We start from the raw sequence: 24,885 nt of genomic DNA, 5'->3' as shown, positions 1-24,885 counted from the left end.
GGCTGACGGCACTCTTCATCAGGCCTAACATCCGCGCAACACCGCGTACACGGAGGGCCACCATGCCGTCGGATCACAAGACCGGCTTGCGCTGGAGCAACTGGAACCTGCTGCTGATACTTCCGCTGTTCATGCTCATCACGCCGTGGTTCAACCAGGACGAACCCAGGATCTTCGGGCTGCCGTTCTTCTACTGGTACCAGTTCCTGTTCGTCCCGCTCGGCGTCCTGTGCGTCGGCCTGGTCTACGTGAAGACCAAGGACGAGGCCGTGGTCACCGGCAAGCCGGACAAGCTCGGCGTTGACGACCTGGACGAGGGAGCGAACTGATGCAGTGGACCGAGCTGATCGTTTTCAGTGCTCTCTTCCTGCTCGTCACGGTCATGGGCTTCCTGGCCGCGAAGTGGCAGAAGGGCGACACTCTCGAACACCTCGACGAGTGGGGTCTCGGCGGCAGGAAGTTCGGCAGCTGGATCACGTGGTTCCTGGTCGGTGGTGACCTCTACACCGCCTACACCTTCGTCGCGGTGCCGGCGCTGATGTTCGGTGCGGGCGCGACCGGGTTCTTCGCGCTGCCTTACACGGTGATCCTCTACCCGCTCGTCTTCCTGCCGCTGGTGCGGATGTGGTCGGTCAGCCGCGTGCACGGTTACGTCACGCCCGCCGACTTCGTGAAGGGCCGCTACGGCTCGCACTGGCTGGCGCTGATCATCGCCATCACCGGCATCGTCGCGACCATGCCGTACATCGCGCTGCAGCTCGTCGGCCTCGAAGCCGTGCTGCGCAGCATGGGCCTCAACGGTTCCGGCATCCTCGGCCACCTGCCGCTGTTCATCGCGTTCGTGATCCTCGCCCTCTACACCTACCAGTCGGGTCTGCGGGCGCCGGCGCTGATCGCGTTCGTCAAGGACATCCTGATCTACCTGGTGATCCTGGTGGCGATCGTCTACCTGCCCGCGAAGTTCGGCGGCTGGGGCGAGATCTTCAACGACGCGCAGGCCAAGTTCGACGCCACGGAGAGCAAGACCGACGGCATCCTGCTCACGGGCACCAACCAGCTGCAGTACGCGACGCTGGCACTGGGCAGCGCGCTCGCGTTGTTCCTCTACCCGCACTCGCTGACCGGCATCCTCGCGAGCCGCGGCCGCAACGTGATCAAGCGCAACATGGTCGCGCTGCCCGCGTACTCGCTGCTGCTGGGCCTGCTGGCGCTGCTGGGCTTCGTCGCGATCAGCGCGGGCACCAAACCGCTCGTCAACCAGGCGACCGGCCGTCCCGACACCAACACGATCGTGCCGGAACTCTTCGGCGCGAACTTCCCGTCGTGGTTCGCGGGCATCGCGTTCGCGGCCATCGGCATCGGCGCGCTGGTGCCGGCGGCGATCATGTCGATCGCGGCGGCGAACCTGTGGACGCGCAACGTCTACAAGGAGTACGTCAAGAAGAACGCCACCCCGGCGGAGGAGGCCAAGCAGGCCAAGCTCGCGTCGCTGGTCGTGAAGTTCGGCGCCGTCGCGTTCATCGTGTTCGTCGACCCGCAGTTCTCGATCGACCTGCAGCTCATCGGTGGCGTCATGATCCTGCAGACGCTGCCGGCGGTCGCGATCGCGCTGTACACGCGCTGGTTCCACGTGTACGGCCTGGTCGCGGGCTGGGTCGCGGGCATGGGCTACGGCATGTGGCTGCTCTACAACATCGCCAGCCCTGTCCCTGGCGGCAAACAGCACTTCGCCGGTTCGGCTCTGCCTCTGGGCAAGATCTCGATCTTCGGCTGGCACCCGTTCGGCGCCTCGACGACGCAGATCTACGTCGGCATCATCGCGCTGTTCGTCAACCTGCTGGTCGCGGTGGTCGTCACGCTGATCGCCAAGAAGGCGAAGTGGTTCAACGGCACGGACCAGACCGATCCGTCGGACTACCACGTCGACGAGGACAACCCGCGAGTGAAGCCCATCGCTGCCCACTGAGACGCAGTCGTCAACACTATGGGCCACCCGTCGGTTACGACGGGTGGCCCTTTGCGTTGAGGATCTAGCACGTGAAAACCATCGCCGGACTGGTCGGACTGACCGCGATCGCCCTCACCCTGAGTCCTGCCGTAGCCCAAGCGCAGGACGCGAACTGCTACGACACCACGGTTCCGCTGACCGTCGAGGAGCAACGGCTCGACGACACGCTCGTCGCGGGCGGCCCCGCGGTCGGCCCCGCACTCGTGAAGCTGGCCGGGTTCGACGGCCGCGTCACGGACTTCACCGCCAAGCTCTGCCGCCAGATCGCGCCGAAGCAGGCACAGCAGTTCGTGCAGCGCGAGGGCAACGCGCTGTGGAAGGCCGCTGTCGCCCGCGCACAGAGCACAACACCCGTGACACACGACGCTTACGACGACCGTCCGCTCTACTGGGCACGGCTGCAGCTCAGCTCCGCGCTGCGCCAGTGGACGCCGCGGTTCGCCATGGCGCCCAACGACCGCGCGAAGCTCGTCCAGCAGTTCGACTGGGCGTCGCGGGGTCTGAGCGACTCGGCGTTCCCCAGCAAGCCGGGTGTGCGCAGGATCGCGGTGACCGGCTTCGACCCGTTCCAGCTCAGCGGCGTGAACGTGCGGCGCGCCAACCCCGCCGGCGCGGCGGCGTTGCAGCTCGACGGCCGCGAGATCTCCACGCCCAGCGGCAAGGTCGTGCTGCAGGCCGCGGTGCTTCCGGTGCTGTGGGGCGGTTTCGACGAGGGCGTCGTCGAGCAGTTCTACGGATCGGCTCTCCAGCAGAAGCCCGACGCGTTCGTGACGATCAGCCAGGGCAGGCCGGGCCGCTTCGACGTCGAACGGTGGGCGGCGCGCTGGCGTGGTGGCTTCGCGGACAACAACAACGTCGGTTCGTTCGGCAGCGTCCCGAACGCGGCGGGCTGGCCGCAGCCGGCGAACGAGTTCATCGAGACCTCGCTGCCGTTCCAGAAGATGATCGACGCGGGCACCGGCCCGTTCACCGTGAACTTCAACCGGGCCTTCTGCGAGTGGGTCGTCGTCGGTTCGCAGCAGTCGTGTCGCACGGACGAGCCGACGCCGGGCAGGGTCGCGGCGTCCGGTGGCGGCGGTGACTACCTCTCCAACGAGAGCATGTACCGGGCCAATCGGCTGCGAATCGGTTACGGCGCAACGAATGTCCTCGGCGGACACCTGCACACGCCGGTGCTCGGGCAGCCGGCCGATCCGGCCGCGTTGACCGATTCCGCCTTCGAAAAGCAGCGTCGGGACATCGCCGATCAGGTGAAGGCCCTAGTCTCTGTGGTGTGACTCGTGTGCGGCTGGCGGTGGCAATTGTCCTGAGCGCGTTGACGCTGTCCGCGTGCGCGATTCAGGTGGGTGGGCAAGCGGTCCCGGGACCGTTGCCGTCCACGGCCTCCGCCTCCGCGCCCACCCTGCCCAAGGCGGGGCAGTGCATGAACGCCTACGAGCTGAAGGTGCTGCAGTGCACCGAATCGCACGAGGCCGAGGTCATGAGCGTCGGTGAGCTCACCGGCCTGCCCGCGACCTACCCGGACACGCAGGCGCTGCGCAAGGCCGCGCTCCCGCCGTGCCGCCAGACGCTCAGCGAGTACCTGGGCGGCGGCGACTCGGACTCGACGCGCCTGCGGGTCTGGGCGTTCTGGCCGAACGAGCAGGGCTGGAAGGACGGTCAGCGCTGGCGGCTGTGCACCGTCGTGGAGATCAGCCCCGACGAGAAGCCGCTGGCGCGCAAGGGTTCCGTGAAGGACACGCTGAAGAACAACGGCTTCAGCACCTTCCAGACCTGCACCCAGGGTTCGCCGTCGAAGGACCAGGAGGTCAAGGTCGTCGCCTGCAACACCCCGCACCTGGCAGAGGCAGTGCCCGCCGGTGTCGTGTCGCTCGGCAAGTCGACCGACCCCGCTCCGTCCAAGGAGCAGATGAACACGCTCGCGAACGACAAGTGCACCAAGGCCGTGCACGACTACCTGGGCTCGACCAAGCGCACCGACGTGTTCCCCGCGTGGCGCAACCCCGGTTCGCAGGCCTGGTCAGAGGGCTGGACCAACGCCGTCTGCTACGCGGAGGCCACCAAGGTCTTCAACAGCACTCTCCTCGGCATTCGGGACAACCCGCTCCCGAACTGACCCGGCGACGACGACCATCAGCACGGCGGCCAGGGACAGCACCAGCATCGCGATTCCTGCGATCCCCACGGCACACCTCCCTACCGTCCGGTGACGATCTTTGTGATCGCCATCACATACCTAAGACGTTCCCGGAAGGGGCCAGGTTCATTCCTGAGGCAAGACTTTTTCAGGACGCGTGGAGAAGTCCCCAGGCTTGTCCACAGCTATCCACAACATGTGCACAAGTCCGTCCACATCTGTGGACAACTTCGTCTCAAGTGGACGATGAGCTGCGCTGATTCAGAGAAAATTGCTGCACAGGACCACGCCGGCGACCACGCCGATGGCTAAACCAAGGCCGAACACGAGCACGTAACGCCACCGTGACGGACGGGCCGGCGGGGTGGGCGGTACCGGGTAGTAGCGCACGATGCCCGTCGTCGGGCCGACCTCCACATCGCGCTTCGAGCCGTCGAAGTTCAGGCCGCCGAGGAAGTCGTCTCGCGTCACACGATCAGTAGTACCTCAAAAAGATGCCCCAGCGGTCGCCGTTGACCGCTGGGGCATCACAAACACCTGAGAACTAGCCCAGGCGCTGCTTGAGGTTCGCCAGCTCGTCGCGGAGCGTGGTCGGGACCTTCTCGCCGATCTTCGCGAACCACTCCTCGACCAGCGGGATCTCGGCGCGCCACTCGTCGGCGTCGAACGCGAGCGAGGCCTCGATGTCCTCACGCGACGCGTCCAGGCCTTCGAGGTCCAGGTCGGCCGCGGTCGGCACGTAGCCGATCGGGGTCTCCTGGGCGGCGGCCTTGCCTTCGAGGCGCTCGATGGCCCACTTCAGCACGCGCGAATTCTCGCCGAATCCGGGCCACAGGAAGCGCTTGTCGTCGCCCCGGCGGAACCAGTTGACGTAGAAGATCTTCGGCAGCTTGTCGGCGTCGGCGCGCTTGCCGAGGTCGACCCAGTGCTGGAAGTAGTCGCCGGCGTTGTAGCCGATGAACGGCAGCATCGCCATCGGGTCGCGGCGCACGACGCCGGTCTTGCCGACCGCGGCGGCCGTGGTCTCCGACGACAGCGTGGCGCCCATGAAGGTGCCGTGCTGCCAGTCGCGGGACTCGGTGACCAGCGGGATCGTCGTGGCGCGACGGCCACCGAAGAAGATCGCCGAGATCGGGACGCCGTTGGGGTCCTCCCACTCCGGCGCCTTGATGTCGCACTGCTCGATCGGCGTGCAGTAGCGCGAGTTCGGGTGCGACGACAGCTCTTCGCTGTCCGGCGTCCAGTCCTGGTGCTTCCACGAGGTGAGGTGGGCCGGGGGCTCGCCCATGCCCTCCCACCAGATGTCGCCGTCGTCGGTCAGCGCGACGTTCGTGAACAGCGAGTTGCCCTTGGCGATGGTGCGCATCGCGTTCGGGTTGGTGTGGTAGTCGGTGCCGGGCGCGACGCCGAAGAAGCCGTTCTCCGGGTTCACCGCGTACAGGCGGCCGTCCTCACCGAAACGCATCCAGGCGATGTCGTCGCCGAGCGTCTCGACCTTCCAGCCGGGGATGGACGGCTCCAGCATGGCGAGGTTCGTCTTGCCACAGGCCGACGGGAACGCGGCGGCGATGTAGTACGCCTTGTTCTCCGGCGAGGTGAGCTTGAGGATCAGCATGTGCTCGGCGAGCCAGCCCTCGTCGCGCGCCATGGCCGAGGCGATGCGCAGCGAGTAGCACTTCTTGCCGAGCAGGGCGTTGCCGCCGTAGCCGGAGCCGAAGCTCCAGATCTCGCGGGTCTCCGGGAAGTGCGAGATGTACTTGGTGTCGTTGCACGGCCACTGCGCGTCTTCCTGGCCGGGCTCCAGCGGAGCGCCGAGCGAGTGCAGCGCGGGGACGAACGGAGCGTCCTCACCGAACAGCTTCAGCGCCTTGGTGCCCATGCGGGTCATGATGTGCATGGAGACGACGACGTACTCCGAGTCGGTGATCTCGACACCGAGCATCGGCTTCTCCGCGTCCAGCGGGCCCATGCAGAACGGGATGACGTACATCGTGCGGCCACGCATGCAGCCCCGGTAGAGCTCGGTCATGATGGCCTTCATCTCCGAAGGGTCCATCCAGTTGTTCGTCGGGCCCGAGTCCTCCTCGCGCACGGAGCAGATGTAGGTCCGCTCTTCCACGCGCGCGACGTCCGTCGGGTCCGAGGCCGCCCAGAACGAGTTGGGCTTCTTCTTGAGCGGCACGAACGTGCCGGCGTCGACGAGCTTCTTCGTGAGACGGTCCCATTCGCCCTGAGACCCGTCAGCCCAAACAACCTCGTCGGGGCAGGTCAGCTCAGCGACTTCCTGAACCCATGCGAGCAGACGCGCGTGGTTGGTAGGTGCGTGTTCGAGACCGGGAATGGTCACTGCCGTCATCTCGTCTCGTCTCCTGACTGAACGCCTCGGCAACCCGAGCACGTGGTGGTCCGGTGCAGGACTTCGTCGTCCTCGGGAATAGCTCACGACGCCCGGTGGGGCCGGGCGTACGTGGAAGGGGATGGACCGAGGTTAGCCCGGTGAATGGCAGGTAAAGCACCCCCAGCCTGTCGCTTCCCTCACAAAACCGATTCTGGAATCGATTCAGCACTCGGACGGCGTTAAGGCCGGCTTGAGGTGGGAAAAACACAAGAGGCCCCGGTGCGGTTCTCACCACACCGGGGCCTGTGACCTGCGCTTCAGTTCTGGGGTCAGTTCGGACTGATCCACTGCCCCGTTGTGGAATCGATTCGGACGACGCCGTCGAACCGTTCTTCCTCCAGCCAGTCGTCCGAGTCGTCCAAAATGCCGCTCTTCGAGTCGGTCACGTACCGGCCGTCGGACTCGATGTGCCCGTGCTCGACCTCGACCCAGTCGTCACCGCGGTGCTCGGACATCGTGACCTCGCCGGATCGCGTGATCTCGGTCGCCACGTCGGCCTTGCCGTCGCCGTTCGCGTCGGTGAACAGCCACGTGTCACCGTCGTCGTCCCGCACGATCGCGGTGTCGGCCTTGCCGTCTCCGTCGGTGTCCTCGGTGGCCTGCCCGACGTTTCGTTCACCTTCGTCGGTGTCCACGACAATCGCCTGCTTGGGTGACGAATTCGTCTTTTCCTGTTGCGGGTCGTTCGGGCCTACCGCAACCCACTCACCGGAATTCTCCTCGAACCGAGCCTGGCTCAGGAGATTGCCGTCCTTGTCGAACGTGCTCATCAGATCGGCGTCGCCGTCGCCGTTCGTGTCGGTGAACGCGAGATGACCACCGTCATCCGTCTCGACGACGGCGGAGTCGTTCACGCCGTCCTGGTCGAGGTCGAAGGTGACGTCGGCGGTGTACTCCTCATCCTCGACGGTGACCTTCAGCTCGGCGTCGGCCGCACCGTTCTCGTCGATGTACACCGGGACACACCTCCTACTTGCTCATGTACCGGTATGACCCACGTTATGCCGGTTTGGTTCCGTCGCCAACCTTGTGGCGGACGTGCCTGTCGATCTCGCACTGATCGATGGCCGCATCGAAAGCGTCGCGGAACTCCCGGATCTCCTGGCCGACGAGGGTGAAGGCCTGGCCGTCTGGGCCAGCGATCTCCACGACTCCGGCGCTCACGCTGATCTCGCACACCGCCCGGTCCGCGTAGCTGTCGCTGCAGCGGAGGAGCCAATCGCGTTTGACGCCCATGGTCAACCTCATCTTCGCCCCAGTCAGCCCGTATTAGGCTTAACTTTAGAGCTACTTGAGACTAAAGTCGCTCGCCTAAGCGTATGAAGGGAGGCAGCCACGTGGGCCAGGCACGACAAACCGTGGAACGCCTCCAACTCGGGCTGACCCTCCAACGCCTGCGCCTGAACGCGGGACTGGCCCAGCAGGAAGCGGCTGACGCCATCGGACGTAGCGCGGGTCGGCTGAGTCAGGTCGAGAACGGGAAGGGCGCGCTCGGACCGGACGAGCTCGTCCGGCTGCTAGACCTCTACGACGTCACGCCGGAGGACCGCGCCACCGTCCTCTCGCTCGGCAAGGCGAGCAGGCGCCGACAGCCGCGGGCGGGCTACCTCGACACGTTGCCCGACTCCTACCTGCGCTTCACCGACATGCTGACCGCGGCAAAGCGAATCGGCTGGTACGAAACCGGTCTCATGCCGGGGGTCGTTCAGTCGGAGGCCTACGTCAGGGCCCTCATAGGCGCGGGCAGCACGGTTTGGTCTGAGGCCGAGATGGCCGAGCGGATCGGGTTTCGGCTGGAGTCCCAGCGCCGGGTACTCGAGGTCGGCGAAGCCGAGCGGATCGACATCGTGTTCACCGAGGAAACCCTGCTGCGTGTGGTCGGTGACGAGTCGGTGATGAGCCAGCAAGTGGTTCACCTGCTGGGGCTCTTGGACCAGCACGCCGGCCTCAGCATCCGCATCGTCCCTCTCGAGGCCGGCAACCACCCCCTGCTGGGTGGCAACATGGTGTCGCTCGAGTTCGAAAACGCCAGCCCGGTCACGTTCGCGTCCGCGATCTGGGGCCCGTCTCTCTACTTCGATCAGCCAGATGACACAGTACCGATGCGACAGCTCTTCGCGGCTGTGCAAGACATCGCCTTGAGCCCGCAAGACAGCCGCGGTGCTCTCATCCGTTTTCTGGCAAGGAGCACCTGACTTGTTCGTGTGGGTCAAGAGCAGCCACAGCGCGAGTGGCAATGACAGCTGCGTGGAAGTGCGACTGAGCAGCGGCTTTGTGTCCATTCGGGACTCGAAGAACGCCGATGGGCCGTTGTTCGACGTCTCGTCACGTGCGTGGAAGGCGTTTCTAGGCTCGGTCCCGCACGGACCTGATCCGGCCCAGTAGCTCCTCGGCCTTCGACCGACCCTGTTCCACCTCGGCCAGCTGCCGGGTCACGGACTGCAGCTCGCGCCCGCGTTCGCCGGCCTCCATCCGCAACGCCCGGTCGACCTCGCGCAGCTCCGCCTCGATGGCCTCGATGCGCTTGGCCAGCGCCTCGTCCAGGGCCAGGGAGAGGGCCTGCTCGGCCTCGATCAGCTGTTCGGCGGCCAGTTGGTCCACTGTGGAGCGTGCGTCGGCGATGGCGTCGGAGAGCCACTGCTTGACGTGCTGCTTTTCCGCGGTGTGGGTGCGGGTGCGGGCCATCCACCAGCCCGCGCCGAGGCCCAGGGCGATGGTGACCGGGAGGACGATCGGGTTCAGCACGGCGACACCCAGACCGGCGAGTGGCATCACGGCCAGTTTGCCCGCGCCCAGGCCGCCGGAGACGCCCATGAACACCAGCAGCTTGTCCTCGGCTGTCGGCGGGCGCTTCTCCTTGGGGCGCAACACGACCGGCGGTCGCTCGCCGCGGGCGAACTGGCTGCGGATCAGGGTCAGTTCCTCGGTGCTGAACAGGGTCGCCAGCACCGCGTCGGTGACCTGGGAGAGGCGTACCGAGAGTGCGGTGGAGATGCGGCCGGACACGACCTGCAACGCCGTGTCGACCTGTTGTGGCAGGGACGCGAGGGCGGTGCGGTCGGCGGCGTCGATGGCCTGGCGGTACCAGGTCTGCAGGTCGCGCATCTGACGTGAGATCTCGTGGGAGTTCTCGATGCGGGCGCGCTGGACCTCGCCGCGCAGCCGGACCTGCCAGCCTCGGGTGGAGGAACGGCGTTCGGTCTGCAGTTCTTCGCGGCGGGCTCGCAGGACGACGGCCTCGTCCTCGCCCACGGACAGGGCGCGCTTCTCGTGTTCGAGGCGGATTTCCAGCTCCGCCAGCACGGTCGACAGCGCGCGCAGGGCGTTGGCCTCGGCCAGCATTCCGGCGCGGCCCGTGACCAGTTCCTGCAGGGCGGTCTGCAGGACGGAGATGCCGGAACGTTCGCGGAGCATGGCGGCCGCGTCGGGGTTCGGGGCCTGGGCGGCCATGCCGAACATGCGCGACGACACCGGGTGGAAGGTGGCGTCGGCGAAGCGGGGGGCGTGCTCGGCGAGCAAGGCCTGGTTGGCGTCGAGGACCTGGCGCCAGCCGCGGTACTGGTCGGTCTTGGTCAGGGCGAAGACGACGGTCTCGACGCGGTCGCCGACGCGCTTGAGGAAGTCGAGTTCGCCGCGCGTGAACGGCGACGAGGCGTCCACGACGAAGACCAGGGCGGTGGCCGAGGTGACGGCCTCCAGGGCGAGTTCGCCGTGCACCGACTCCAGGCCGCCGACGCCTGGAGTGTCCACAACGGACATCCGTTCCAGCAACGGGATCGGGGCGTCGACCTCGACGTAACGCGGGGGCAGCTCGCCCTCTGGCAGGTCGTGGGCGGCGGAGACCCAGTTGATCAGCGCCGGCAGCGGGAAGCTGACCGGCGCGAGCAGGCCGGGGTAGCAGGCGCGGGCCGCCCAGGACGGGCCGTGCTGGAAGACGAGGTACGTCGAGGTGGCCACGTCGGCGTCGACCGGCGAGAGACCAGGAGCCGACAGCAGGGCGTTGACCAGCGACGACTTGCCGCGGTTCGTCTCGCCGACGATCACGACCGACGACACCTCCGGTACCGCGCGGCGAGCCACCCAGTCGGCCATCGACGGGTCGAGCTCGCGCACGACGGAGACGAGACGTTCGCGGGTCTGCCGGACGGTCTGCGAGAGGTTGCTCATCGGGCCGTGTAGACCGTCACGACGGGAGCCCGCAGGACCCGGCCGCGGTCGCAGAAGCCGGGCACCTCGGTCTCCGCGACCAGGCCCTGCAACGACAGGTCGTCCGTCGGCATGGTGCCGCCGGCCTCGTGCTGCGACGGATCGAACCGCTCACCGTCCGCCCGCACCGCCACGACCCCTATGGACGAGAGGCCTTCCTCGATGCGTTGGACCACGCCGGCACTGGCGCGGTCCAGCGCGTACATGCACAGCTGGACCAGCGCGCGGCGCTCGGCCAGCGCCTGGTCGAGCAGCTCGTCGGCAATGGTCTCCACACCGTGGTCCGACGCCAGATCGGCGGGTTCGGTTCCGTTCACGCTCATCGGTGCCCCCCAGCACGTAGTTGCTGCCAGATGAGGAAATACGCCCTGTGGACGACGTGCGCCACTCGAGCCTGCGCCGGAGTCGCGCCGAACGAGGCGAACGAACGCCACCACCCGGCCCGTTCCAGCGCGAACGCGGCCAGCTCCGAGCCGGGCCGACCGGCCATGCCCAGCTGGGCCGCGATGTCCGGGGTGCTGCCGACGCGCAGCACCTCTTCCGTCAGGTCAGGGGCCAGCGCGACCGCACCGGACGAGACCAGCGTCAACGCCTCCAGCAGCCGCAGCTGATGTGCCTCGGGGCGGGCCAGCAGGACCTCGATCGCGTCGTGCACGCGCTGCCGTTCACCCGCGTCGCCCGCGGCCAGCGACGTGACGGAGGCCAGTGCGGCGGCGGCCTTGATGCCGTCGGCCCGTGCCCGGAAGACCGCGTCCAACCGGCCTCGGACGGCCGCGAACCCCGATGCGTCGAACAGCACCCGCCTGAGCGCTCCGGCGGTGAGTGCTGGTTCGGCGTCCAACGCCTGGAGCGCCTGCCCGATGCCGTAGAGGTCGAGCTTCTCCAGCAACCGGGACCGCACGCCGGCCGCGACGTCGCAGTCCCAGGACGTGAAGAGGTCGCCGGACATCAGCATCATCGTGCGGGTGTCGGGGTCCAGGGCCGCCAGCGCCCGCAACGCCTCCGCGTCCGCCGACGTGAACTCCCCGGTCTCCGCGGACTCGGCGAGCAGGCTGATCACCGGCAGCACGTCCGCGACCCGCGGCTTGAGCAGGTCGGCCTGCTTCGACGCGAGGATCTGCGCGGCCCGCCAGACGTCACCCTCCGAGCCCTCGACGGTTTCCGGCGCGACCGCGTCGACCTTGTTCAACGCGGCGATGGCGTTGACCGGACCGGCTTCGCGGGACGCGGTCGCGGCGGTGAAGGCGGCCAGCGTCGAATGATCATCCGCGCGCACGCCCTGCGTCACGACGTAGAGAACGGCCTCGGCACCCGCGACCGCGTTGCGCGACACGGGATCCAGCAGTTCCTCGGTGCGTGCGACCGAAGCCGCGTCCAGCGAACCGAGCCCTGGCGTGTCGATGACGGTGAAGTCGCGCAGCACGGCGTTCGTCAAGTACGCCTCGATGTGCGAGATGCCTTCCACACCAAGAGAAGCGGGGATCATGCCGTTCGCGTCGAAGGGCAGCACCTGCCGTCTGCCGTCCCGCAGCACGACTTCGATGCGGTCGACCGTGCCGTACTGATAGCGAGTGACGAGCCGGGTGCACTCGCCGATGTCGGTGGGCGCCACCCGGCGACCGATCAGGGCGTTCACCAGAGTCGACTTGCCGGACTTGATCCGGCCGGCGACCGCGACCTGCAGCGGCGCGTGCAGACGGCGCAGCACTTCCTGGAATCCGGCGGCGGTCCGCGGGGAGACCTGCGGTTGCAGGGCAACGCACAGGTTGGCCACCGCCGCGCACAGCGGTCCGGCCAGTTGTTGTCCCTGCAACGCCGTCACGGGCACTGATCGTGCCACGGTTTGTGTGCGTGCGTGCGCGGGTAGCCACAGCGCATGGGTGACAGCTACGTGACGTTCCTAGTGCTGGGGATCGTCCTGGTCGTGGTCGACGGCCAGCTGATCTACCACAGCGGCAAGGGATATTTGAGGCGCGCCGCGTACGACGACGAGCAGGCCAGCGGCATGATGAAGCTGACGGCCGTGCTGTTCCACCTCGTCGTGCTCGGCCTGCTGGCGATCGTGTCGATCATCGAGGTCGACACCGGCAGCGAAGTGAAGAACGTGGTCCTGAAGCTGGGCGTCGTGTTGTTGCTGCTGGCAGGGGCTCATGGCGCGACGATGGCGATCCTGGCCAGGATTCGGGATCGCCAGATGCAGCAGCAGCTCGCGGACCAGATGGCAGAGGAACACCGCATCTACGAAGAGCGGCAAGAGGAACGTCAGGCACACGTAGGCGAACCGCGGCCCGCGCCCAAGATCGAGTCGCCTTACTCACCCACGTAGTGGGCTCGCACGGCGTTCAGTGCCTCCCCCTCACTGGCGCCGAGTGACCGAGCGATGGCGACGAACTCCGCCGCAGCGGCGGAGAGCGGGTCCGGTGCATGCGAAGGCAGGGCAGCCACCACGGTGCCCTGCCTTCGTCCTGTCGTGAGCACGCCTTCGGTCTCCAGCTCCCGGTAGGCCCGCGCGACGGTGCCGGCGGCGAGACCGAGGTCGGCGGCGAGCTGGCGGATCGTCGGCAACCGCGACCCGACCGGCAGCACGCCACCGCTGATCAACCTCACCAACTGGTCGCGCACCTGGCGCCAGGGCGAGACACCGTTTTCGACGTCGACGACGATTCTGGGACCTGTCACCAGAAGATTTTCTTCGCCACGTAGTTCGTGTTGGCCATCGCTATCCACGCGAGCAGGCCGATGAAGGCGAGCGCATGGCCGACCAGCGCACCGGCCAGGGCCGCGCCGAGCCCCGCCGACACGTGCACGCTGCGGGTGCGCAGTGCCCTGTCGACCACCTCGTCACCGTCCGCCGGCCGGACGACCGCCGCCCAGATGACCGCCGTCACCGCGGCGACGGACACCACGAGCGGAGGCAGCTGGGGAATCCGGAGGTCGGCGAGGAGCAGGACGACCGCGATCAGCACGATGAGCGCGTAGGCGATCAACACGTACTGCGAGGCGATGTCGAACAGGCCGCGCGGCGCGAGCGAGGCCACCCGTTGCGACCCTTCGCGGTGCAGCTGCGTCGCGATCAACTCGGCGAGCAGGGTGCCACCGAGCACGATCGCCGCGAGCGAGCCGACACCGCGACCGGTGTCGATCGGCAGGAGCGTCAGCCCGACGATGAGCCACGGGTAGAGCAGTCGCCGCCGCTTCAGGTAGCGGATCGCGTCATCGATCTGCGCCGGCGTCGGGTCCTTCACCTCCCAGCTCTTCAGCAGCCGCTTGCCGGTCGACTTCGTCGGCCACAGCGCGACGAGCAGCGCCAAACCCACGCCGGCGGACCACAAAGCGTCGTACAACATGGCAGACCCCCGAACTTTGTACCAACTCCTTGACACAATAACTCACACTGCAGTCGTACGCAGCGTCAACCCGTGGCGCGACGCGCGGAAGTTCGGCCCGCACCTAACCTTGTCCAGTGCGGCGGTTCAGTCTGTGGATGAAGGCTCATCCGGCGTTCGGGGACTCCCTGATCGCCGGGATTCTGCTGCTCTTCGACATGGGCTTCGCGGTCACAGCGGTCGACCAGGGGGTGTCGTTCTCCGCCTACCTCGCGGTGACGTTGCTGATGCTCGGGCCGCTGCCGTTCCGCCGCTACCACCCGCTCGGGACCAGCTATCTGATCCTGGCGGGCGGGTTCCTTCAGCTCTTCACGCACGGGGGCATCAACGGCCTCCCGGTCCGCATGTCCGACTTCGCGCTGGCCATAGCGCTGTACACGCTCGTCGCGAACACGAACCGCAAGACGGCGTTGATCTACCTGGGCTGGCTGCTCGCCGGCACGCTGCTCTGGGCGGTCTTCCAGGTCGGCGAGATCCAGGCCGTGTTCCTCGTGTTCCTGGTCTTCGTGATCTTCGGCTTCAGCTGGGCGATGGGCGAGTTCATCGGCGCCCGCCGCGCCTACCAGCGTGAAATGGAGCAACGATTGGCACTTCTCGAGACCGAACGCGACCAGCAGGCCAAGATCGCCGTGGGCGAGGAGCGTTCCCGGATCGCCCGCGAACTGCACGACGTCGTCGCCCACGCGGTGAGCGTGATGATCGTCCACGCCGACGGCGCCGCCTACACGATCAGGTCCCAGCCGGAGGTCGCCGAGAACGCGGTCCGCACGATCGCCGACACCGGCCGCCAGGCGTTGACGGAGATGCGCCGCCTGCTGGGCGTTCTGCGCAGCGATGACGCCGAGACGCAGTGGGCTCCCCAGCCGGACGCGCGCGGCGTGGTCGAACTGGCCGAGAACACCCGTGCCGCGGGGGTCCCCGTGCGCCTGGAGATCACCGGCGACGTGGACGACCTCCCCGTGGGCGTGGGGCTGAGCGTCTACCGGATCGTGCAGGAAGCTCTGACGAACACCATCAAGCACGCTGGAGCCGGCACCACCGCCATGGTGCGACTGGCCCGCATGCCGGAGGAACTGCGGCTGGAAGTGACCGACAACGGCTTCGGCACCCCCCACGACGTGGTCAAGGTCTCCGGCGGCAACGGCCTGATCGGCATGAGGGAGAGGGCGGCGGTGCTCGGCGGCGAGTTCGAGGCAGGCCCCAACCCCGGCGGAGGCTGGCGCGTCCGCGCAACATTCCCGCTAGCCGCATAGGGTGATCGAGTGATTCGGGTACTGCTCGTAGACGACCAGGAACTCATGCGGATGGGCTTTCGCATGGTGCTGGGCGCGCAGGAAGACATCGACGTGATCGGCGAGGCGGCCGACGGCCTCGACGCCGTGCAGATGGCCGACAAGCTCCGGCCCGACGTCGTCCTGATGGACGTCCGCATGCCTGTCCTGGACGGCGTGGAGGCGACCAAGCGCATCACCGAGGCGGAAACGGCGAAGGTGCTGGTCATGACCACCTTCGACATGGACGAGTACGCCCTGTCGGCCCTGCGCAACGGGGCCAGCGGCTTCCTGCTGAAGGACACCCCGCCGTCCGACCTGGTGTCGGCGCTGCGCGCGGTGGCCTCCGGCGACGCCGTGGTCTCACCGTCGGTGACCAAGCGGCTGCTGGGCCGGTTCCTCGGCGACGGCGGCGGTGAGCTCCGGGACGCCTCGGTGCTCGACGTGCTGACCGAACGCGAGCGCGAGGTGCTCGTGCTGATCGCGAAGGGCCTGTCGAACACCGAGCTCGCCCGCAAGCTGTTCCTGTCGGAGGCGACGGTGAAGACGCACGTCGGCCGGATCCTCGCGAAGCTGGAGCTGCGAGACCGGGTGCAGGCCGTGGTGCTGGCCTACGAGACCGGTCTCGTCCGCCCCGGCGACGCCTAGCGGTACTTCTCCGGGTCGGCTTCCACCGTCTGACCCGCCATGCGCGGCTTCACGACGTCGTCCCACCAGTGACCCCAGTCGGGCTGCGAGCCGTCGAGGTCGGTGAACCCGTACTCGCGCTTGAGCTTCCACGACGACAGGCACTGCCCGGCGAACCGCTTGCGGTCCTGGTCGGCCGCGAGGTGAGCGATGCCGCGGCCGAGGTAGTGCGGCGTCTCGGACAGCGCGTAGTCCGGCACCTTCTCGATCGCGTCACGCCAGGTGGCCTCGGTGACGCCGAACGTCTCCAGCATCTGCTCGGACCGCAGGTATCCCGGGGTGACCGCCAGCGCGGTCACGTTCGGGTAGTCCTTGAGGTCCTTCGCCAGCACCTCGCCGAACCGGCGCACCGAACTCTTCACCGCGTCGTAGGTGAGGTTCACGAAGTACGCCTCACCGTCCTCGCCGTCGGTCACCTCGATCACGAGCCCGTCGTCGGACCTGATGAGGATCGGCATCAGCTTGTGCAACGCCACGAGGTGCGTCTCGACGCCGTTGCGCCACATGTGCAGCTGCTTGCCGAGGTCGTGCTCCCAGAACTTGCCCCACTCGACGAGGTTCTCGCCGCCCCAGGCGTTGTTCACGAAGATGTCGAGCTTGTCGATCCTCGCGGCGAGAGCGTCCACATCGGACGGATCCGTGAGGTCGCACCGGACCGCGATTCCCTTGCCGCCGGCGGCGTCCACGAGCTCGGCGGTGTCCTCGATCGTCTCCGACCTGCCGACCTCGGACTGCTGCGTGCGGGTGGTCCGGCCGACGACGAACACCGTCGCCCCCGCCGCCCCCAGCTCCACGGCGATCGCCCGTCCCGCACCGCGCGTCGCGCCGGTGACGACCGCGACCTTCCCGCTCAGATCGGGATCACTTCTTGACGACACGGCGAGTTCCCCTTCCCTCGTGCCAGGAGAGGACGACCATTCCGTCGCCCTCGACGGTGAGCTGCACGACCTCGGTGACGTCGAAGCGGAACAGGTCGATCTCCTCCGGCTTCGGCTGCCACCCCGTGCGGTCGAACAGGTCCTTCAGATAGGTGTCCTTGTCCGTCCAGAACTCGGCGGTGCCGCTGATCTTCGCGTCACCCGCCTCCGTCATCGACGCGGTCGTGCTCATGCAGTGCAGCGCGAACCTCGGGTCGCGCCGCAAGTCCTTCGACTTCAACGAGTCCGGCATCATGCCCGCCCACAGTTCACCGTGGGTGAAGTCCGGTTCCACACCGCTGATCCGCGGCGAGCCGTCCTTGCGCAGCGTCGCGATCAGCGCGTGCCGGTCGGCGGCGAACCTGCCCTGCACGAACGCGGCCATGTCGGGCTGTTCGGCCGCGAACTCCGCCCAGGTAGCCATCAGCGCATCCCTTCCAGTACCAGATCGATGTCCTCCGCCGTGCGCACCAGCAGGTCACCCCGCGGTCGCACCGACCAGTCCATCGAGATCCCGTAGACCAGCGCGGCGAGGACCCGGGCCGCGTTGGACGGCAGCCCCTCGGCCGCGCAGAGGACTTCCAGCTCTTCTTCCAGCACCGCGTAGTGCCTGGCCAGCAGCGCGCGCAGTTCCGGGTCGATCAGGTCGACCCCGAGCTGCGCCAGGTTGTTCGTCGCGACCACCGGGTCGGCGAGCCGGTCGAACCAGGTCAGCAGCGCGTCGCGGACCGTGCCGGCCTCGCGCATCCGCCGGACGACCTCCTCGGTGCCCGCCTTGGTGAGGGCCTGCAGCAGCCCGCTCTTGGAGCCGAACCGCTTCGCCACCGCCCCGACCGACACCCCTGCCTCCGCCGCCACGTCCGCGACGGTGAACTCCGGTCCGCGCCGGTCGATGACGGCCGCGACGGCGTTCAGGATCCGTTCGTCGGTGATCGTGCGAGGTCGTGCCACGCGGTTAGTGAACCACAGTTCACTAACCTTCGCATAGGGTGGCGTCACGTGAGCTGGAGACCGCGTCTGGTGGCGCTGGACATCGACGGAACCCTGACCCCTGTCGGCTCGAACGACATCTCGCCCGCCGTGAAGGCGGCCATCACGCGCGCTACCGAGCACGGCGCGTTGATCGTGCTGTGCACTGGTCGCAGCCTGGTCGGCGTCTCCGCGGTCGCCGCACAGCTGCCCGTGACGTTCTGCGTGTGCTCCAACGGCGCCGTGTGGTGGGACCCGGCTCTCGCCGAGGTCACGAAGCGCGTGACGTTCGATCCCGGCCCGACGATCAAGACGCTGCGGGCGTTGCTGCCGGGGTCGGTGTTCGCGGTGGAGCAGACCGGCGTCGGCAGCCTGCACCTCGGCGAGTTCCTGCCAGGCGATCTGTGGGGCGTGACGACGCCGGTGACGTTCGACGAGATGTCCGTGCCGACTCCACGGCTGGTCATGCGCTGGCTGGACCACACGCCGGCCGAACTGTCGTTCGCCGTCCGGGAGCTGGAGCTGCCGGGCATCGAGTGGTCCGTCGACCACACCGAGGCGTGGCTGACCGCAGTGCCGCTCGACGTCACCAAGGGCTCGGCGCTGGAAGAGATCAGTGCGTCGCACGGCATCCGCGCGGAGGACGCGCTCGCGATCGGCGACGGGTCCAACGACGTCGAGATGCTGCGGTGGGCCGGTCTCGGCGTGGCGATGGGGCAGGCGCCGGCGAACGTGCACGCGGCGGCGGACGAGGTGGGACCGACCGTGCTGGAGGACGGCGCGGCGCAGGTGCTGAACCGCTACTTCCCCTAGACGCAGGCCTGGATCGTCTCGCGCAGCCAGCGCTGGGCCGGGTCGGCGTCGAGCCGGGCGTGCCAGCGCATCCGCACCTCGATCTCCGGGAGGTCCGCGCTGATCGGGAACCAGCGCAGTCCTCCCGGGTACTGCTCGGCGAGCCGTTGCGGGACCAGCCCGACGTAGTCGCTCGACGCCACGAGCTGGGCGGCTGCGGAGAAGAACGGGACGACGGCGGCGACGTGTCGTTGCAGGCCGGCGGCTTGCAGCGTCGTGTCGAGCGGGCCGCGCGACCGGCCGCGGCGGGACACCGAGACGTGCGGATGACGGCAGAGCTGCTTGAGCGTCGGACGGGCCTTGAGCGGACTGTCCGCGCGCACGATGCCGACGAGCTTCTCCCGGAACAGCACGACGGACCGGATGTCGGTCTCGGTGTCGTTCCCCGCGCCGATGTCGAGGTCGACGGACCCGTTCCGCAACGCCTCGACGCTCTCGTCGCCTTCGGGCACGAACCGCAGCACCACACCGGGCGCCTGCGTGGCGACGGCGTTGACCAGCGGAGTCACCACCCCGTCGCTCACGCGGACGGTGAACGTCCTGCGCAACTCGGCGAGGTCGAGCTCCTTCGCGTTGATCAGCGCGGACGCCTCGTCCAGCAGTGAACGGACCCGCGGCGCGATGCGGAGCGCGAACGGCGTCGGCACCAGCCCCCGTCCCGCGCGGACCAGCACCGGGTCGCCCATCGCCCGCCGCAACCGGGCCAGCGCCCTGCTGGTCGCCGGGATGGACAGGTGCAGCCGCTCGGCGGCCGCGGTGACGCTGCCGTCCTGGAGCAGGGCGTCGAACACGCGCAACAGGTTCAGATCCAGCTGATCAGGCACCTTTGCATCGTATGCAACTCTGACTTGCCAAAGTTGCGTGGCGAGCAATGCCCGGCGGTTTCTAGTTTCGAGGCATGACATTCGAAGCAGGCATCACCGCGTTCATGCTCGTCAAGACCACCCCGAAGTGGCTCACCCTGACCGTCCCGCAGCGCTTGCAGGCGTTCGAGACCGAGATCCTGCCCGTGATCGAGGAGAAGGCGGAGGACGTGCGGTCGCGCTTCTACGACACCGAGTTCTACTCGACGCGCGTCACCGACGTGTGGGTGTGGGAGGCGCGTGACCACGAGGCGTGGCAGCTGCTCGTGGAGGCGCTGCGCGAGTCCCCGTTCTGGGACACCTACTTCGAGGTGGTCGACCTGCTGGTCGGGGTGGAGAACGGGTACGCGCGCAACTACGGCGTGGACCCGCTCGCCACCATCGAGGTCTAGGAACCGCTAGTCCGAGTGCGGAACGAACACGCTCAGCCGGTACGTGGTCGGATGACGGTCGCGGCCGCAGAACGCGTCCACCCTGGCCACTTCCAGGTCGGACGGAGTCAGGCCGGCCTGCTCCGGCGCGGCGCGCAGACGGTGCACGTAGTCGCGCCACTCCACGTAGTTCTGCGTCTCGAAGTGCACGACCCATTCGCCCGTGCCCGGCGCGGTGCGCGCGGCCAGGCGACGGTCCGCCATCGCCTGCCGGTTCTTGCGCTTCTTCTGCCCTGGCACCGGTTCAGCGTCGCCGAGCCGGTGCCAGGACGGCAACCCGATTCAGTCGGAGACGTTCTGCACGGCGACGACCTTGCCGACCTTCACCCGCACGACCATCTCGCCGGGCACGCCGTTGCGCTCGGCGTACTCGTCGGCGCGGTCGGCGCCCATGTAGCGCGCGGCCGTGCGGCCCGCCCAGTACTTGAGCTGTTCGGGGTCCTCGTCGATCACGGCCTGGCCGGTGATCGTCACGAAGTTGAACGGCGGCGTCTCGTCGTCGAAGCACAGGGCGACGCGGCCGTCGCGCAGGATCGACTTGCCCTTGACCGTGTCGCGTGCGGTGAGGAAGACGACGTCGGGGCCGTCGAGGTCCACCCAGACCGGGGCGATGTGCGGTGAGCCGTCCTTGCGGGTGACCGCGAGCTTGCCGGTGCGGGCGGGGGTGGCCAGGACGAACTCGCGCCACCAGCCGTCCGGGGCTTCCGTGTATCCCATGTGGCTCATTCAACTACGACGGAGGTAGCGGCACCCGACGACGGAAGTTGACGCACGCGCAGACCGCAGGCCGATGTGGCAGGCCCCCTCGGAGGGACAGAGTGATCCCATCACCGAGAGGGGAAAGCCAATGATCGAGGCAGTCGGCCTCACCAAGAGATACGGCAGGACGGTCGCGGTCGACGACCTGTCGTTCACCGTCCAACCTGGACGCGTGACCGGGTTCCTCGGTCCCAACGGCGCGGGCAAGTCCACGACCATGCGGATGATCCTGGGGCTCGACCGTCCGACGGCAGGCCGCGTGCTGATCGACGGAAAGCCCTACGCGGAACTGGTCCGTCCACTGCAGACGGTCGGTGCGCTGCTCGACGCCAAGTGGGTTCACCCCAACCGGTCCGCTCGTGCCCACCTGCGCTGGCTCGCGAAGTCCAACGGGCTGCCGAACAAGCGGGTGGACGCGGTCCTGGAGGCCGTCGGTCTCACCCAGGTCGCCGGCAAGAACGCCGGCGGGTTCTCGCTCGGCATGGCGCAGCGGCTGGGGATCGCCGCGGCACTGCTCGGCGACCCGAAGGTGCTGCTGTTCGACGAGCCGGTCAACGGCCTCGACCCCGAGGGCATCCTCTGGATCCGCACGTTCATGCAGAACCTCGCCGCCGAGGGCCGCACGGTCCTGGTGTCGAGCCACCTGCTGTCGGAGATGGCCCTCACGGCCAGCGAGCTCATCGTGATCGGCCGCGGGAAGCTGATCACCCAGAGCAGCACGCAGGAGTTCATCGACGGCGCGACGGGTAACACAGTCCTCGTGCGCAGTCCTCAGCTCTTCAAGCTCGGCCCGCTGCTCGTCGACAAGGGCTTCACCGTTCGTGACGGTGCGGACGGCGCGTTGTCCGTATCGGGTGCCACCAGTGACCAGATCGGGGACATCGCCGCTACTCACGGTGTTGTTCTGCACGAGCTCAGTCCTCAGCGCGGTTCGCTCGAAGAGGCGTTCATGCAGCTGACCGGCGATGCTGTCGAGTACCACGCAGAGATCGGGAAGTGAGTCTGATGACCCTGTTGGCTGTTGAGAGAATCAAGCTCTTCTCGACCCGCTCGCCGTACTGGTGCAGCGCGCTCGCCCTGGTCCTGGGTGTCGGCCTCACCGCGATCATCGCGGCCTCGACCGACAACGGCCAGCTGTCCCTCGGCGTCACGCAGTTCGGCAGCAGCCAGCTCGCGTTGTCCGTCGTGCTGGTGATGGCGGCTCTCGCGGTCACCACCGAGTACCGCTTCAGCACGATCCGCGCCACGTTCCTCGCGGTGCCGAACCGGACGTCCGCGCTGGTCGCGAAGACCGTCGTGGTGGCGTTCATCGCCGCTGTCCTCGGCGAGATCATCGCGTTCGGCTCGGTCGGCATGGCGAAGCTGTTGTCGCCGGCTTCCGATCTCGCGATCAACTCGGGCGACGAGTGGCGGCACGTCGCGGGCGTCGGGCTGCTCTACGGAATCGGCGCGATCATCGCGATCGCGGTCGGCATCCTGGTCCGCCAGACCGCCGGCGCCGTGGCGATCCTGCTCGTCTGGAACATGCTGCTCGAAGGCCTGATCGGGATCATCCCCAAGGCCGGCGTGAAGATCCAGGCTTGGCTGCCGTTCATGAACGCCAACCACTTCCTGCAGCTCGGCGGCGCGAACGCGGCCGAACAGGCGGGGGCGGGCGTCGACTTCAAGCTGAGCCAGTGGGGATCGCTGGCCTACTTCGCCGGTATCGCCATCGCGATGCTGGTGGTCGCACTGATCGTCGCGAAGCGGCGGGACGCGTGACCTGTTCCGAATAAAGGGGGAGAGGGACCTGGGTCATCCGTCGGGGGGTGACCCAGGTCCCTGTCAGTTCTTTCGAGCGAACCGGGAGAGGTCATGATCGAAGCAGTCAGTCTTCGCAAGCACTACGGCAAGACCAAGGCGGTCGACGACCTGTCGTTCGTCGTCAAGCCGGGCCGCGTGACCGGGTTCCTCGGCCCGAACGGCGCCGGCAAGTCCACGACCATGCGGATGATCCTCGGCCTCGACACCCCCACCGGTGGAGACGTCAAGATCGACGGGCAGCACTACGTCGAGCTCAAGCAGCCGCTGCGCAAGGTCGGCGCGCTGCTCGACGCGAAGTGGGTGCACCCCAACCGTTCCGCTCGCTCACACCTGAAGTGGCTCGCGGTCTCGAACAAGATCCCGGTCAGCCGGGTGAAGGAAGTGCTGGAGATCGTCGGCCTCACCGAGGTCGCGCACAAGAACGCCGGCGGGTTCTCGCTCGGCATGTCACAGCGGCTCGGCATCGCGGGCGCCCTGCTCGGCGACCCCGAGGTGCTGCTGTTCGACGAGCCGGTCAACGGCCTCGACCCCGAGGGCATCCTCTGGATCCGGCAGTTCATGCACCGGCTCGCGGGCGAGGGCCGCACGGTGTTCGTGTCGAGCCACCTGCTCTCCGAGATGGCGCAGACCGCCCAGGACCTCATCGTGATCGGCAGGGGCCAGCTGATCTCGCAGACCACCACCGAGCAGTTCATCGCCGACGCCACCCAGGACACCGTCCGGGTGCGGTCACCGCACGCCGCGAAGCTGCGAGAGATCCTCGCGGCGCACGCGACGGTCACCGACGACTCGGTGAGCGGAAGCCTGGTGGTGCACGGGATTCCGGCGCAGCAGATCGGTGAGCTCGCGGCGGAGAACCAGATCGTGCTGCACGAGCTCAGCCCTCAGCGGGGTTCGCTGGAGGAGGCCTTCATGCAGCTCACCAAGGAGTCGGTGGAGTATCACGCGCACTGACGACGGGCTTGGGACGCCGCGACCTGATGGCCGGTAGTGCGATCAGCAAACCGGTCATCACCGCGGTGCCGCCCGCGACGGCGGCGACGAACGGCAGCCGGGCCTTCACGTCGACCGGCTGCGCGGGGCGTTGCGCCGCGAGCGCCGGAGTCGGCTGCGTCGTCGAGGGCGCCGGCGCCGGCAGCAGTGGATTGCGCTCCACCGCGGGGAGTTGCGCGTTGAGCGCGCCCACGGGGTTGACCATGCCGAACCCGGTCGCCGCGTCCCGGCCCGGTTCCGCCAGGTCGGTCGCGGTCCTGATCAACGCGTTGACGACGTCCTTCGCCGGCATCTGCGGATGCCTGGCCCGCACCAGCGCGGCGACCCCGGTCACGATCGCCGACGCCGCGCTCGTACCGTCCATCTCGGCGTAACCGCTGGCGTAGACGCTTTCCGGGGCGATCGTCACGATGCCTTCTGCCGGAGCCGCGAGCACCGTGTCCGCGCCGACGTTGGACGACGCCCAAGGCTTGCCCACCTTGTTCGTGCCCGCGACCGCGATCACGCCGTTGATGTTGGCGGGTGCGGAGACCTCCTTGCCCTCGTTGCCGGTGGCGGCGACGAGGACGACGTCCTTCTCGATCGCGTAGTTCACGGCCTTGACCAGCGTCGGCGTCATCGAACTGGAGAAGCCCAGCGACATGTTGACGACCTTGGCGCCGTGGTCGGCGGCCCACCGGATGCTGTCGGCGACGACGTCGAGCCCGAACTGCTCCTTCTCGTCAGCACTCGCGATCGGCAGGATCTTGGCGCCGGGCGCGATGCCGAGCGCGCCGCCACCCCTGCCGGTCGCGGCGATGATCCCGGCCATCCCGGTGCCGTGGCCGTCGGTGTCGGTCGTGCCGTCGGTGCCCTTGGAACGGCCGAAGCCCGCTCCGGGTAGGACCTGCCCGGCGAGGTCGGGGTGTTTGGCGTCGACACCGGAGTCGATCACCCCGACGATCACGCCGTCCCCGCGCGCCTGCGCCTGTGCCGTGTACACGTCGAGCGCGTCGAGGTGCCACTCCTGCTCCTCGATCGACTGCGCGGCGAGCAGCAACGGCAGCGCGACGGCGAGCGCGGAGAGCAGGTGCACGTCAGCTACATCGTGTTTCCAGGTCATGGCGCAACGTGCCTGGCGTCACACGTTTCGTAAGGGTGCTGTTAACAAACCGCGAAAACCGGCAATCTGGACATCGTCGGCGTTTGGCTTCACGTTCAATTGG

Annotated in this window: 30 protein-coding genes; 14 read left to right on the top strand and 16 right to left on the bottom strand. The window is 67.9% G+C overall.

The window, feature by feature from the left end; all coding sequences use genetic code 11:
* Nucleotides 1–62 precede the first annotated feature (62 nt).
* From SK854_RS19180 to SK854_RS19165, 4 genes are all read left to right on the top strand, one after another.
* Nucleotides 63–329, top strand: coding sequence for a DUF3311 domain-containing protein (locus SK854_RS19180; RefSeq protein ID WP_319976463.1), 267 nt, complete (start codon nt 63–65; stop codon nt 327–329).
* The gene (gene mctP, locus SK854_RS19175; RefSeq protein ID WP_319976462.1) at nt 329–1,966 is read left to right on the top strand and encodes a monocarboxylate uptake permease MctP; all 1,638 of its coding nucleotides are present in this window, start codon (nt 329–331) and stop codon (nt 1,964–1,966) included. The genes SK854_RS19180 and mctP overlap by 1 nt, the downstream gene beginning before the upstream one ends.
* Before the next feature lie 71 nt (nt 1,967–2,037).
* Nucleotides 2,038–3,285: a hypothetical protein gene (locus tag SK854_RS19170; protein ID WP_319976461.1), complete on the top strand. Its 1,248-nt coding sequence runs from the start codon at nt 2,038–2,040 to the stop codon at nt 3,283–3,285.
* Nucleotides 3,282–4,124, top strand: a complete 843-nt coding sequence (locus SK854_RS19165; protein ID WP_319976460.1) for a septum formation family protein — start codon at nt 3,282–3,284, stop codon at nt 4,122–4,124. Before SK854_RS19170 ends, SK854_RS19165 begins: the two co-directional genes overlap by 4 nt.
* A 282-nt stretch (nt 4,125–4,406) precedes the next feature.
* Here SK854_RS19165 and SK854_RS19160 read toward each other — a convergent pair whose 3' ends face one another.
* The 4 genes from SK854_RS19160 to SK854_RS19145 form a co-directional block, all read right to left on the bottom strand.
* Nucleotides 4,407–4,616: a hypothetical protein gene (locus SK854_RS19160; RefSeq protein ID WP_319976459.1), complete on the bottom strand. Its 210-nt coding sequence runs from the start codon at nt 4,614–4,616 to the stop codon at nt 4,407–4,409.
* A 73-nt stretch (nt 4,617–4,689) separates the two neighbouring features.
* Nucleotides 4,690–6,501, bottom strand: coding sequence for a phosphoenolpyruvate carboxykinase (GTP) (locus SK854_RS19155; RefSeq protein WP_319976458.1), 1,812 nt, complete (start codon nt 6,499–6,501; stop codon nt 4,690–4,692).
* Between the two features lie 311 nt (nt 6,502–6,812).
* A complete protein-coding gene (locus tag SK854_RS19150) occupies nt 6,813–7,499 on the bottom strand; it encodes a DUF6802 family protein (RefSeq protein ID WP_319976457.1) in 687 nt (228 codons plus the stop codon).
* A 43-nt stretch (nt 7,500–7,542) separates the two neighbouring features.
* Nucleotides 7,543–7,779: a hypothetical protein gene (locus SK854_RS19145; RefSeq protein WP_319976456.1), complete on the bottom strand. Its 237-nt coding sequence runs from the start codon at nt 7,777–7,779 to the stop codon at nt 7,543–7,545.
* 101 nt (nt 7,780–7,880) lie between these two features.
* On the opposite strand from SK854_RS19145, the gene SK854_RS19140 reads away from it, so the two are divergent.
* Entirely contained in the window at nt 7,881–8,738 is an 858-nt protein-coding gene (locus SK854_RS19140) for a helix-turn-helix domain-containing protein (RefSeq protein WP_319976455.1), read from the top strand.
* Nucleotides 8,704–8,928, top strand: a complete 225-nt coding sequence (locus SK854_RS19135) for a DUF397 domain-containing protein (RefSeq protein ID WP_319976454.1) — start codon at nt 8,704–8,706, stop codon at nt 8,926–8,928. The genes SK854_RS19140 and SK854_RS19135 overlap by 35 nt, the downstream gene beginning before the upstream one ends.
* On the opposite strand, the gene SK854_RS19130 is transcribed toward SK854_RS19135, so the two are convergent.
* The 3 genes from SK854_RS19130 to SK854_RS19120 are packed head-to-tail and all read right to left on the bottom strand — an operon-like array spanning nt 8,890 to nt 12,571.
* On the bottom strand, nt 8,890–10,710 hold the full coding sequence (locus SK854_RS19130) for a dynamin family protein (protein WP_319976453.1): 1,821 nt from the start codon (nt 10,708–10,710) through the stop codon (nt 8,890–8,892). The genes SK854_RS19135 and SK854_RS19130 overlap by 39 nt on opposite strands.
* Complete coding sequence (grpE, locus tag SK854_RS19125) at nt 10,707–11,072, bottom strand: nucleotide exchange factor GrpE (RefSeq protein ID WP_093595321.1); 366 nt, start codon at nt 11,070–11,072, stop codon at nt 10,707–10,709. Before grpE ends, SK854_RS19130 begins: the two co-directional genes overlap by 4 nt.
* A complete protein-coding gene (locus SK854_RS19120) occupies nt 11,069–12,571 on the bottom strand; it encodes a dynamin family protein (RefSeq protein WP_319976452.1) in 1,503 nt (500 codons plus the stop codon). Before SK854_RS19120 ends, grpE begins: the two co-directional genes overlap by 4 nt.
* Before the next feature lie 54 nt (nt 12,572–12,625).
* Here SK854_RS19120 and SK854_RS19115 point away from each other — a divergent pair, with 54 nt between their 5' ends.
* Complete coding sequence (locus SK854_RS19115) at nt 12,626–13,075, top strand: hypothetical protein (RefSeq protein WP_319976451.1); 450 nt, start codon at nt 12,626–12,628, stop codon at nt 13,073–13,075.
* Here SK854_RS19115 and SK854_RS19110 read toward each other — a convergent pair.
* Nucleotides 13,060–13,428, bottom strand: coding sequence for a GntR family transcriptional regulator (locus tag SK854_RS19110; RefSeq protein WP_319976450.1), 369 nt, complete (start codon nt 13,426–13,428; stop codon nt 13,060–13,062). The genes SK854_RS19115 and SK854_RS19110 overlap by 16 nt on opposite strands.
* On the bottom strand, nt 13,425–14,096 hold the full coding sequence (locus tag SK854_RS19105) for a hypothetical protein (RefSeq protein ID WP_319976449.1): 672 nt from the start codon (nt 14,094–14,096) through the stop codon (nt 13,425–13,427). The genes SK854_RS19110 and SK854_RS19105 overlap by 4 nt, the downstream gene beginning before the upstream one ends.
* A 116-nt stretch (nt 14,097–14,212) precedes the next feature.
* Here SK854_RS19105 and SK854_RS19100 point away from each other — a divergent pair, with 116 nt between their 5' ends.
* The gene (locus tag SK854_RS19100) at nt 14,213–15,388 is read left to right on the top strand and encodes a sensor histidine kinase (RefSeq protein ID WP_319976448.1); all 1,176 of its coding nucleotides are present in this window, start codon (nt 14,213–14,215) and stop codon (nt 15,386–15,388) included.
* A gap of 9 nt (nt 15,389–15,397) precedes the next feature.
* A complete protein-coding gene (locus SK854_RS19095) occupies nt 15,398–16,054 on the top strand; it encodes a response regulator transcription factor (protein ID WP_319976447.1) in 657 nt (218 codons plus the stop codon).
* On the opposite strand, the gene SK854_RS19090 is transcribed toward SK854_RS19095, so the two are convergent.
* Genes SK854_RS19090 through SK854_RS19080 form a run of 3 tightly spaced genes read right to left on the bottom strand, consistent with a single transcriptional unit; the run spans nt 16,051 to nt 17,961 of the window.
* Nucleotides 16,051–16,971, bottom strand: a complete 921-nt coding sequence (locus SK854_RS19090) for an SDR family oxidoreductase (protein WP_319976446.1) — start codon at nt 16,969–16,971, stop codon at nt 16,051–16,053. The genes SK854_RS19095 and SK854_RS19090 overlap by 4 nt on opposite strands.
* Entirely contained in the window at nt 16,955–17,434 is a 480-nt protein-coding gene (locus SK854_RS19085) for a pyridoxamine 5'-phosphate oxidase family protein (RefSeq protein WP_319976445.1), read from the bottom strand. Before SK854_RS19085 ends, SK854_RS19090 begins: the two co-directional genes overlap by 17 nt.
* Nucleotides 17,434–17,961, bottom strand: coding sequence for a TetR/AcrR family transcriptional regulator (locus SK854_RS19080; RefSeq protein ID WP_319976444.1), 528 nt, complete (start codon nt 17,959–17,961; stop codon nt 17,434–17,436). The genes SK854_RS19085 and SK854_RS19080 overlap by 1 nt, the downstream gene beginning before the upstream one ends.
* Nucleotides 17,962–18,009: 48 nt before the next feature.
* Here SK854_RS19080 and SK854_RS19075 point away from each other — a divergent pair, with 48 nt between their 5' ends.
* Entirely contained in the window at nt 18,010–18,792 is a 783-nt protein-coding gene (locus SK854_RS19075; protein WP_319976443.1) for an HAD family hydrolase, read from the top strand.
* Here SK854_RS19075 and SK854_RS19070 read toward each other — a convergent pair.
* Nucleotides 18,789–19,655, bottom strand: a complete 867-nt coding sequence (locus SK854_RS19070; protein ID WP_319976442.1) for a LysR family transcriptional regulator — start codon at nt 19,653–19,655, stop codon at nt 18,789–18,791. The genes SK854_RS19075 and SK854_RS19070 overlap by 4 nt on opposite strands.
* 74 nt (nt 19,656–19,729) lie before the next feature.
* Between SK854_RS19070 and SK854_RS19065 the strand changes: the two genes are divergently transcribed.
* Nucleotides 19,730–20,086 (top strand): darcynin family protein, encoded by a 357-nt coding sequence (locus tag SK854_RS19065; protein ID WP_319976441.1) that lies wholly within the window; start codon nt 19,730–19,732, stop codon nt 20,084–20,086.
* A gap of 6 nt (nt 20,087–20,092) precedes the next feature.
* Here the strand turns inward: SK854_RS19065 and SK854_RS19060 are convergent, their stop codons facing one another.
* Nucleotides 20,093–20,365: a hypothetical protein gene (locus tag SK854_RS19060; protein WP_319976440.1), complete on the bottom strand. Its 273-nt coding sequence runs from the start codon at nt 20,363–20,365 to the stop codon at nt 20,093–20,095.
* Nucleotides 20,366–20,407: 42 nt separating this feature from the next.
* Nucleotides 20,408–20,842 carry a PPOX class F420-dependent oxidoreductase gene (locus tag SK854_RS19055; protein WP_319976439.1) on the bottom strand — a complete coding sequence of 145 codons (435 nt, stop codon included), beginning with the start codon at nt 20,840–20,842 and terminating at the stop codon, nt 20,408–20,410.
* Between the two features lie 130 nt (nt 20,843–20,972).
* On the opposite strand from SK854_RS19055, the gene SK854_RS19050 reads away from it, so the two are divergent.
* From SK854_RS19050 to SK854_RS19040, 3 genes are all read left to right on the top strand, one after another.
* Entirely contained in the window at nt 20,973–21,884 is a 912-nt protein-coding gene (locus SK854_RS19050) for an ABC transporter ATP-binding protein (protein WP_319976438.1), read from the top strand.
* Nucleotides 21,885–21,889: 5 nt separating this feature from the next.
* On the top strand, nt 21,890–22,645 hold the full coding sequence (locus SK854_RS19045) for a hypothetical protein (RefSeq protein ID WP_319976437.1): 756 nt from the start codon (nt 21,890–21,892) through the stop codon (nt 22,643–22,645).
* A gap of 93 nt (nt 22,646–22,738) precedes the next feature.
* Nucleotides 22,739–23,641: an ABC transporter ATP-binding protein gene (locus SK854_RS19040; RefSeq protein ID WP_319976436.1), complete on the top strand. Its 903-nt coding sequence runs from the start codon at nt 22,739–22,741 to the stop codon at nt 23,639–23,641.
* Here the strand turns inward: SK854_RS19040 and SK854_RS19035 are convergent.
* Entirely contained in the window at nt 23,607–24,782 is a 1,176-nt protein-coding gene (locus SK854_RS19035; RefSeq protein WP_319976435.1) for a S8 family serine peptidase, read from the bottom strand. The two genes, SK854_RS19040 and SK854_RS19035, sit on opposite strands and share 35 nt — an antisense overlap.
* Nucleotides 24,783–24,885 lie beyond the last annotated feature (103 nt).

The sequence above is a fragment of the Lentzea sokolovensis genome (genome assembly GCF_033949975.1).
GTDB lineage: Bacteria > Actinomycetota > Actinomycetes > Mycobacteriales > Pseudonocardiaceae > Lentzea > Lentzea sokolovensis.
This window is presented reverse-complemented; position numbering and strand designations above follow the sequence as displayed.

Excerpts from the sequence above, each read along its gene's own strand:
- SK854_RS19055 (WP_319976439.1), bottom strand. The coding sequence starts at position 20,842 with ATGGGATACACGGAAGCCCCGGACGGCTGGTGGCGCGAGTTCGTCCTG.
- grpE (WP_093595321.1), bottom strand. The coding sequence starts at position 11,072 with ATGAGCGTGAACGGAACCGAACCCGCCGATCTGGCGTCGGACCACGGT.
- SK854_RS19035 (WP_319976435.1), bottom strand. The coding sequence starts at position 24,782 with ATGACCTGGAAACACGATGTAGCTGACGTGCACCTGCTCTCCGCGCTC.
- SK854_RS19040 (WP_319976436.1), top strand. The coding sequence starts at position 22,739 with ATGATCGAAGCAGTCAGTCTTCGCAAGCACTACGGCAAGACCAAGGCG.
- mctP (WP_319976462.1), top strand. The coding sequence starts at position 329 with ATGCAGTGGACCGAGCTGATCGTTTTCAGTGCTCTCTTCCTGCTCGTC.
- SK854_RS19130 (WP_319976453.1), bottom strand. The coding sequence starts at position 10,710 with ATGAGCAACCTCTCGCAGACCGTCCGGCAGACCCGCGAACGTCTCGTC.
- SK854_RS19180 (WP_319976463.1), top strand. The coding sequence starts at position 63 with ATGCCGTCGGATCACAAGACCGGCTTGCGCTGGAGCAACTGGAACCTG.
- SK854_RS19105 (WP_319976449.1), bottom strand. The coding sequence starts at position 14,096 with ATGTTGTACGACGCTTTGTGGTCCGCCGGCGTGGGTTTGGCGCTGCTC.
- SK854_RS19145 (WP_319976456.1), bottom strand. The coding sequence starts at position 7,779 with ATGGGCGTCAAACGCGATTGGCTCCTCCGCTGCAGCGACAGCTACGCG.
- SK854_RS19155 (WP_319976458.1), bottom strand. The coding sequence starts at position 6,501 with ATGACGGCAGTGACCATTCCCGGTCTCGAACACGCACCTACCAACCAC.
- SK854_RS19085 (WP_319976445.1), bottom strand. The coding sequence starts at position 17,434 with ATGGCTACCTGGGCGGAGTTCGCGGCCGAACAGCCCGACATGGCCGCG.
- SK854_RS19050 (WP_319976438.1), top strand. The coding sequence starts at position 20,973 with ATGATCGAGGCAGTCGGCCTCACCAAGAGATACGGCAGGACGGTCGCG.
- SK854_RS19045 (WP_319976437.1), top strand. The coding sequence starts at position 21,890 with ATGACCCTGTTGGCTGTTGAGAGAATCAAGCTCTTCTCGACCCGCTCG.
- SK854_RS19115 (WP_319976451.1), top strand. The coding sequence starts at position 12,626 with ATGGGTGACAGCTACGTGACGTTCCTAGTGCTGGGGATCGTCCTGGTC.
- SK854_RS19065 (WP_319976441.1), top strand. The coding sequence starts at position 19,730 with ATGACATTCGAAGCAGGCATCACCGCGTTCATGCTCGTCAAGACCACC.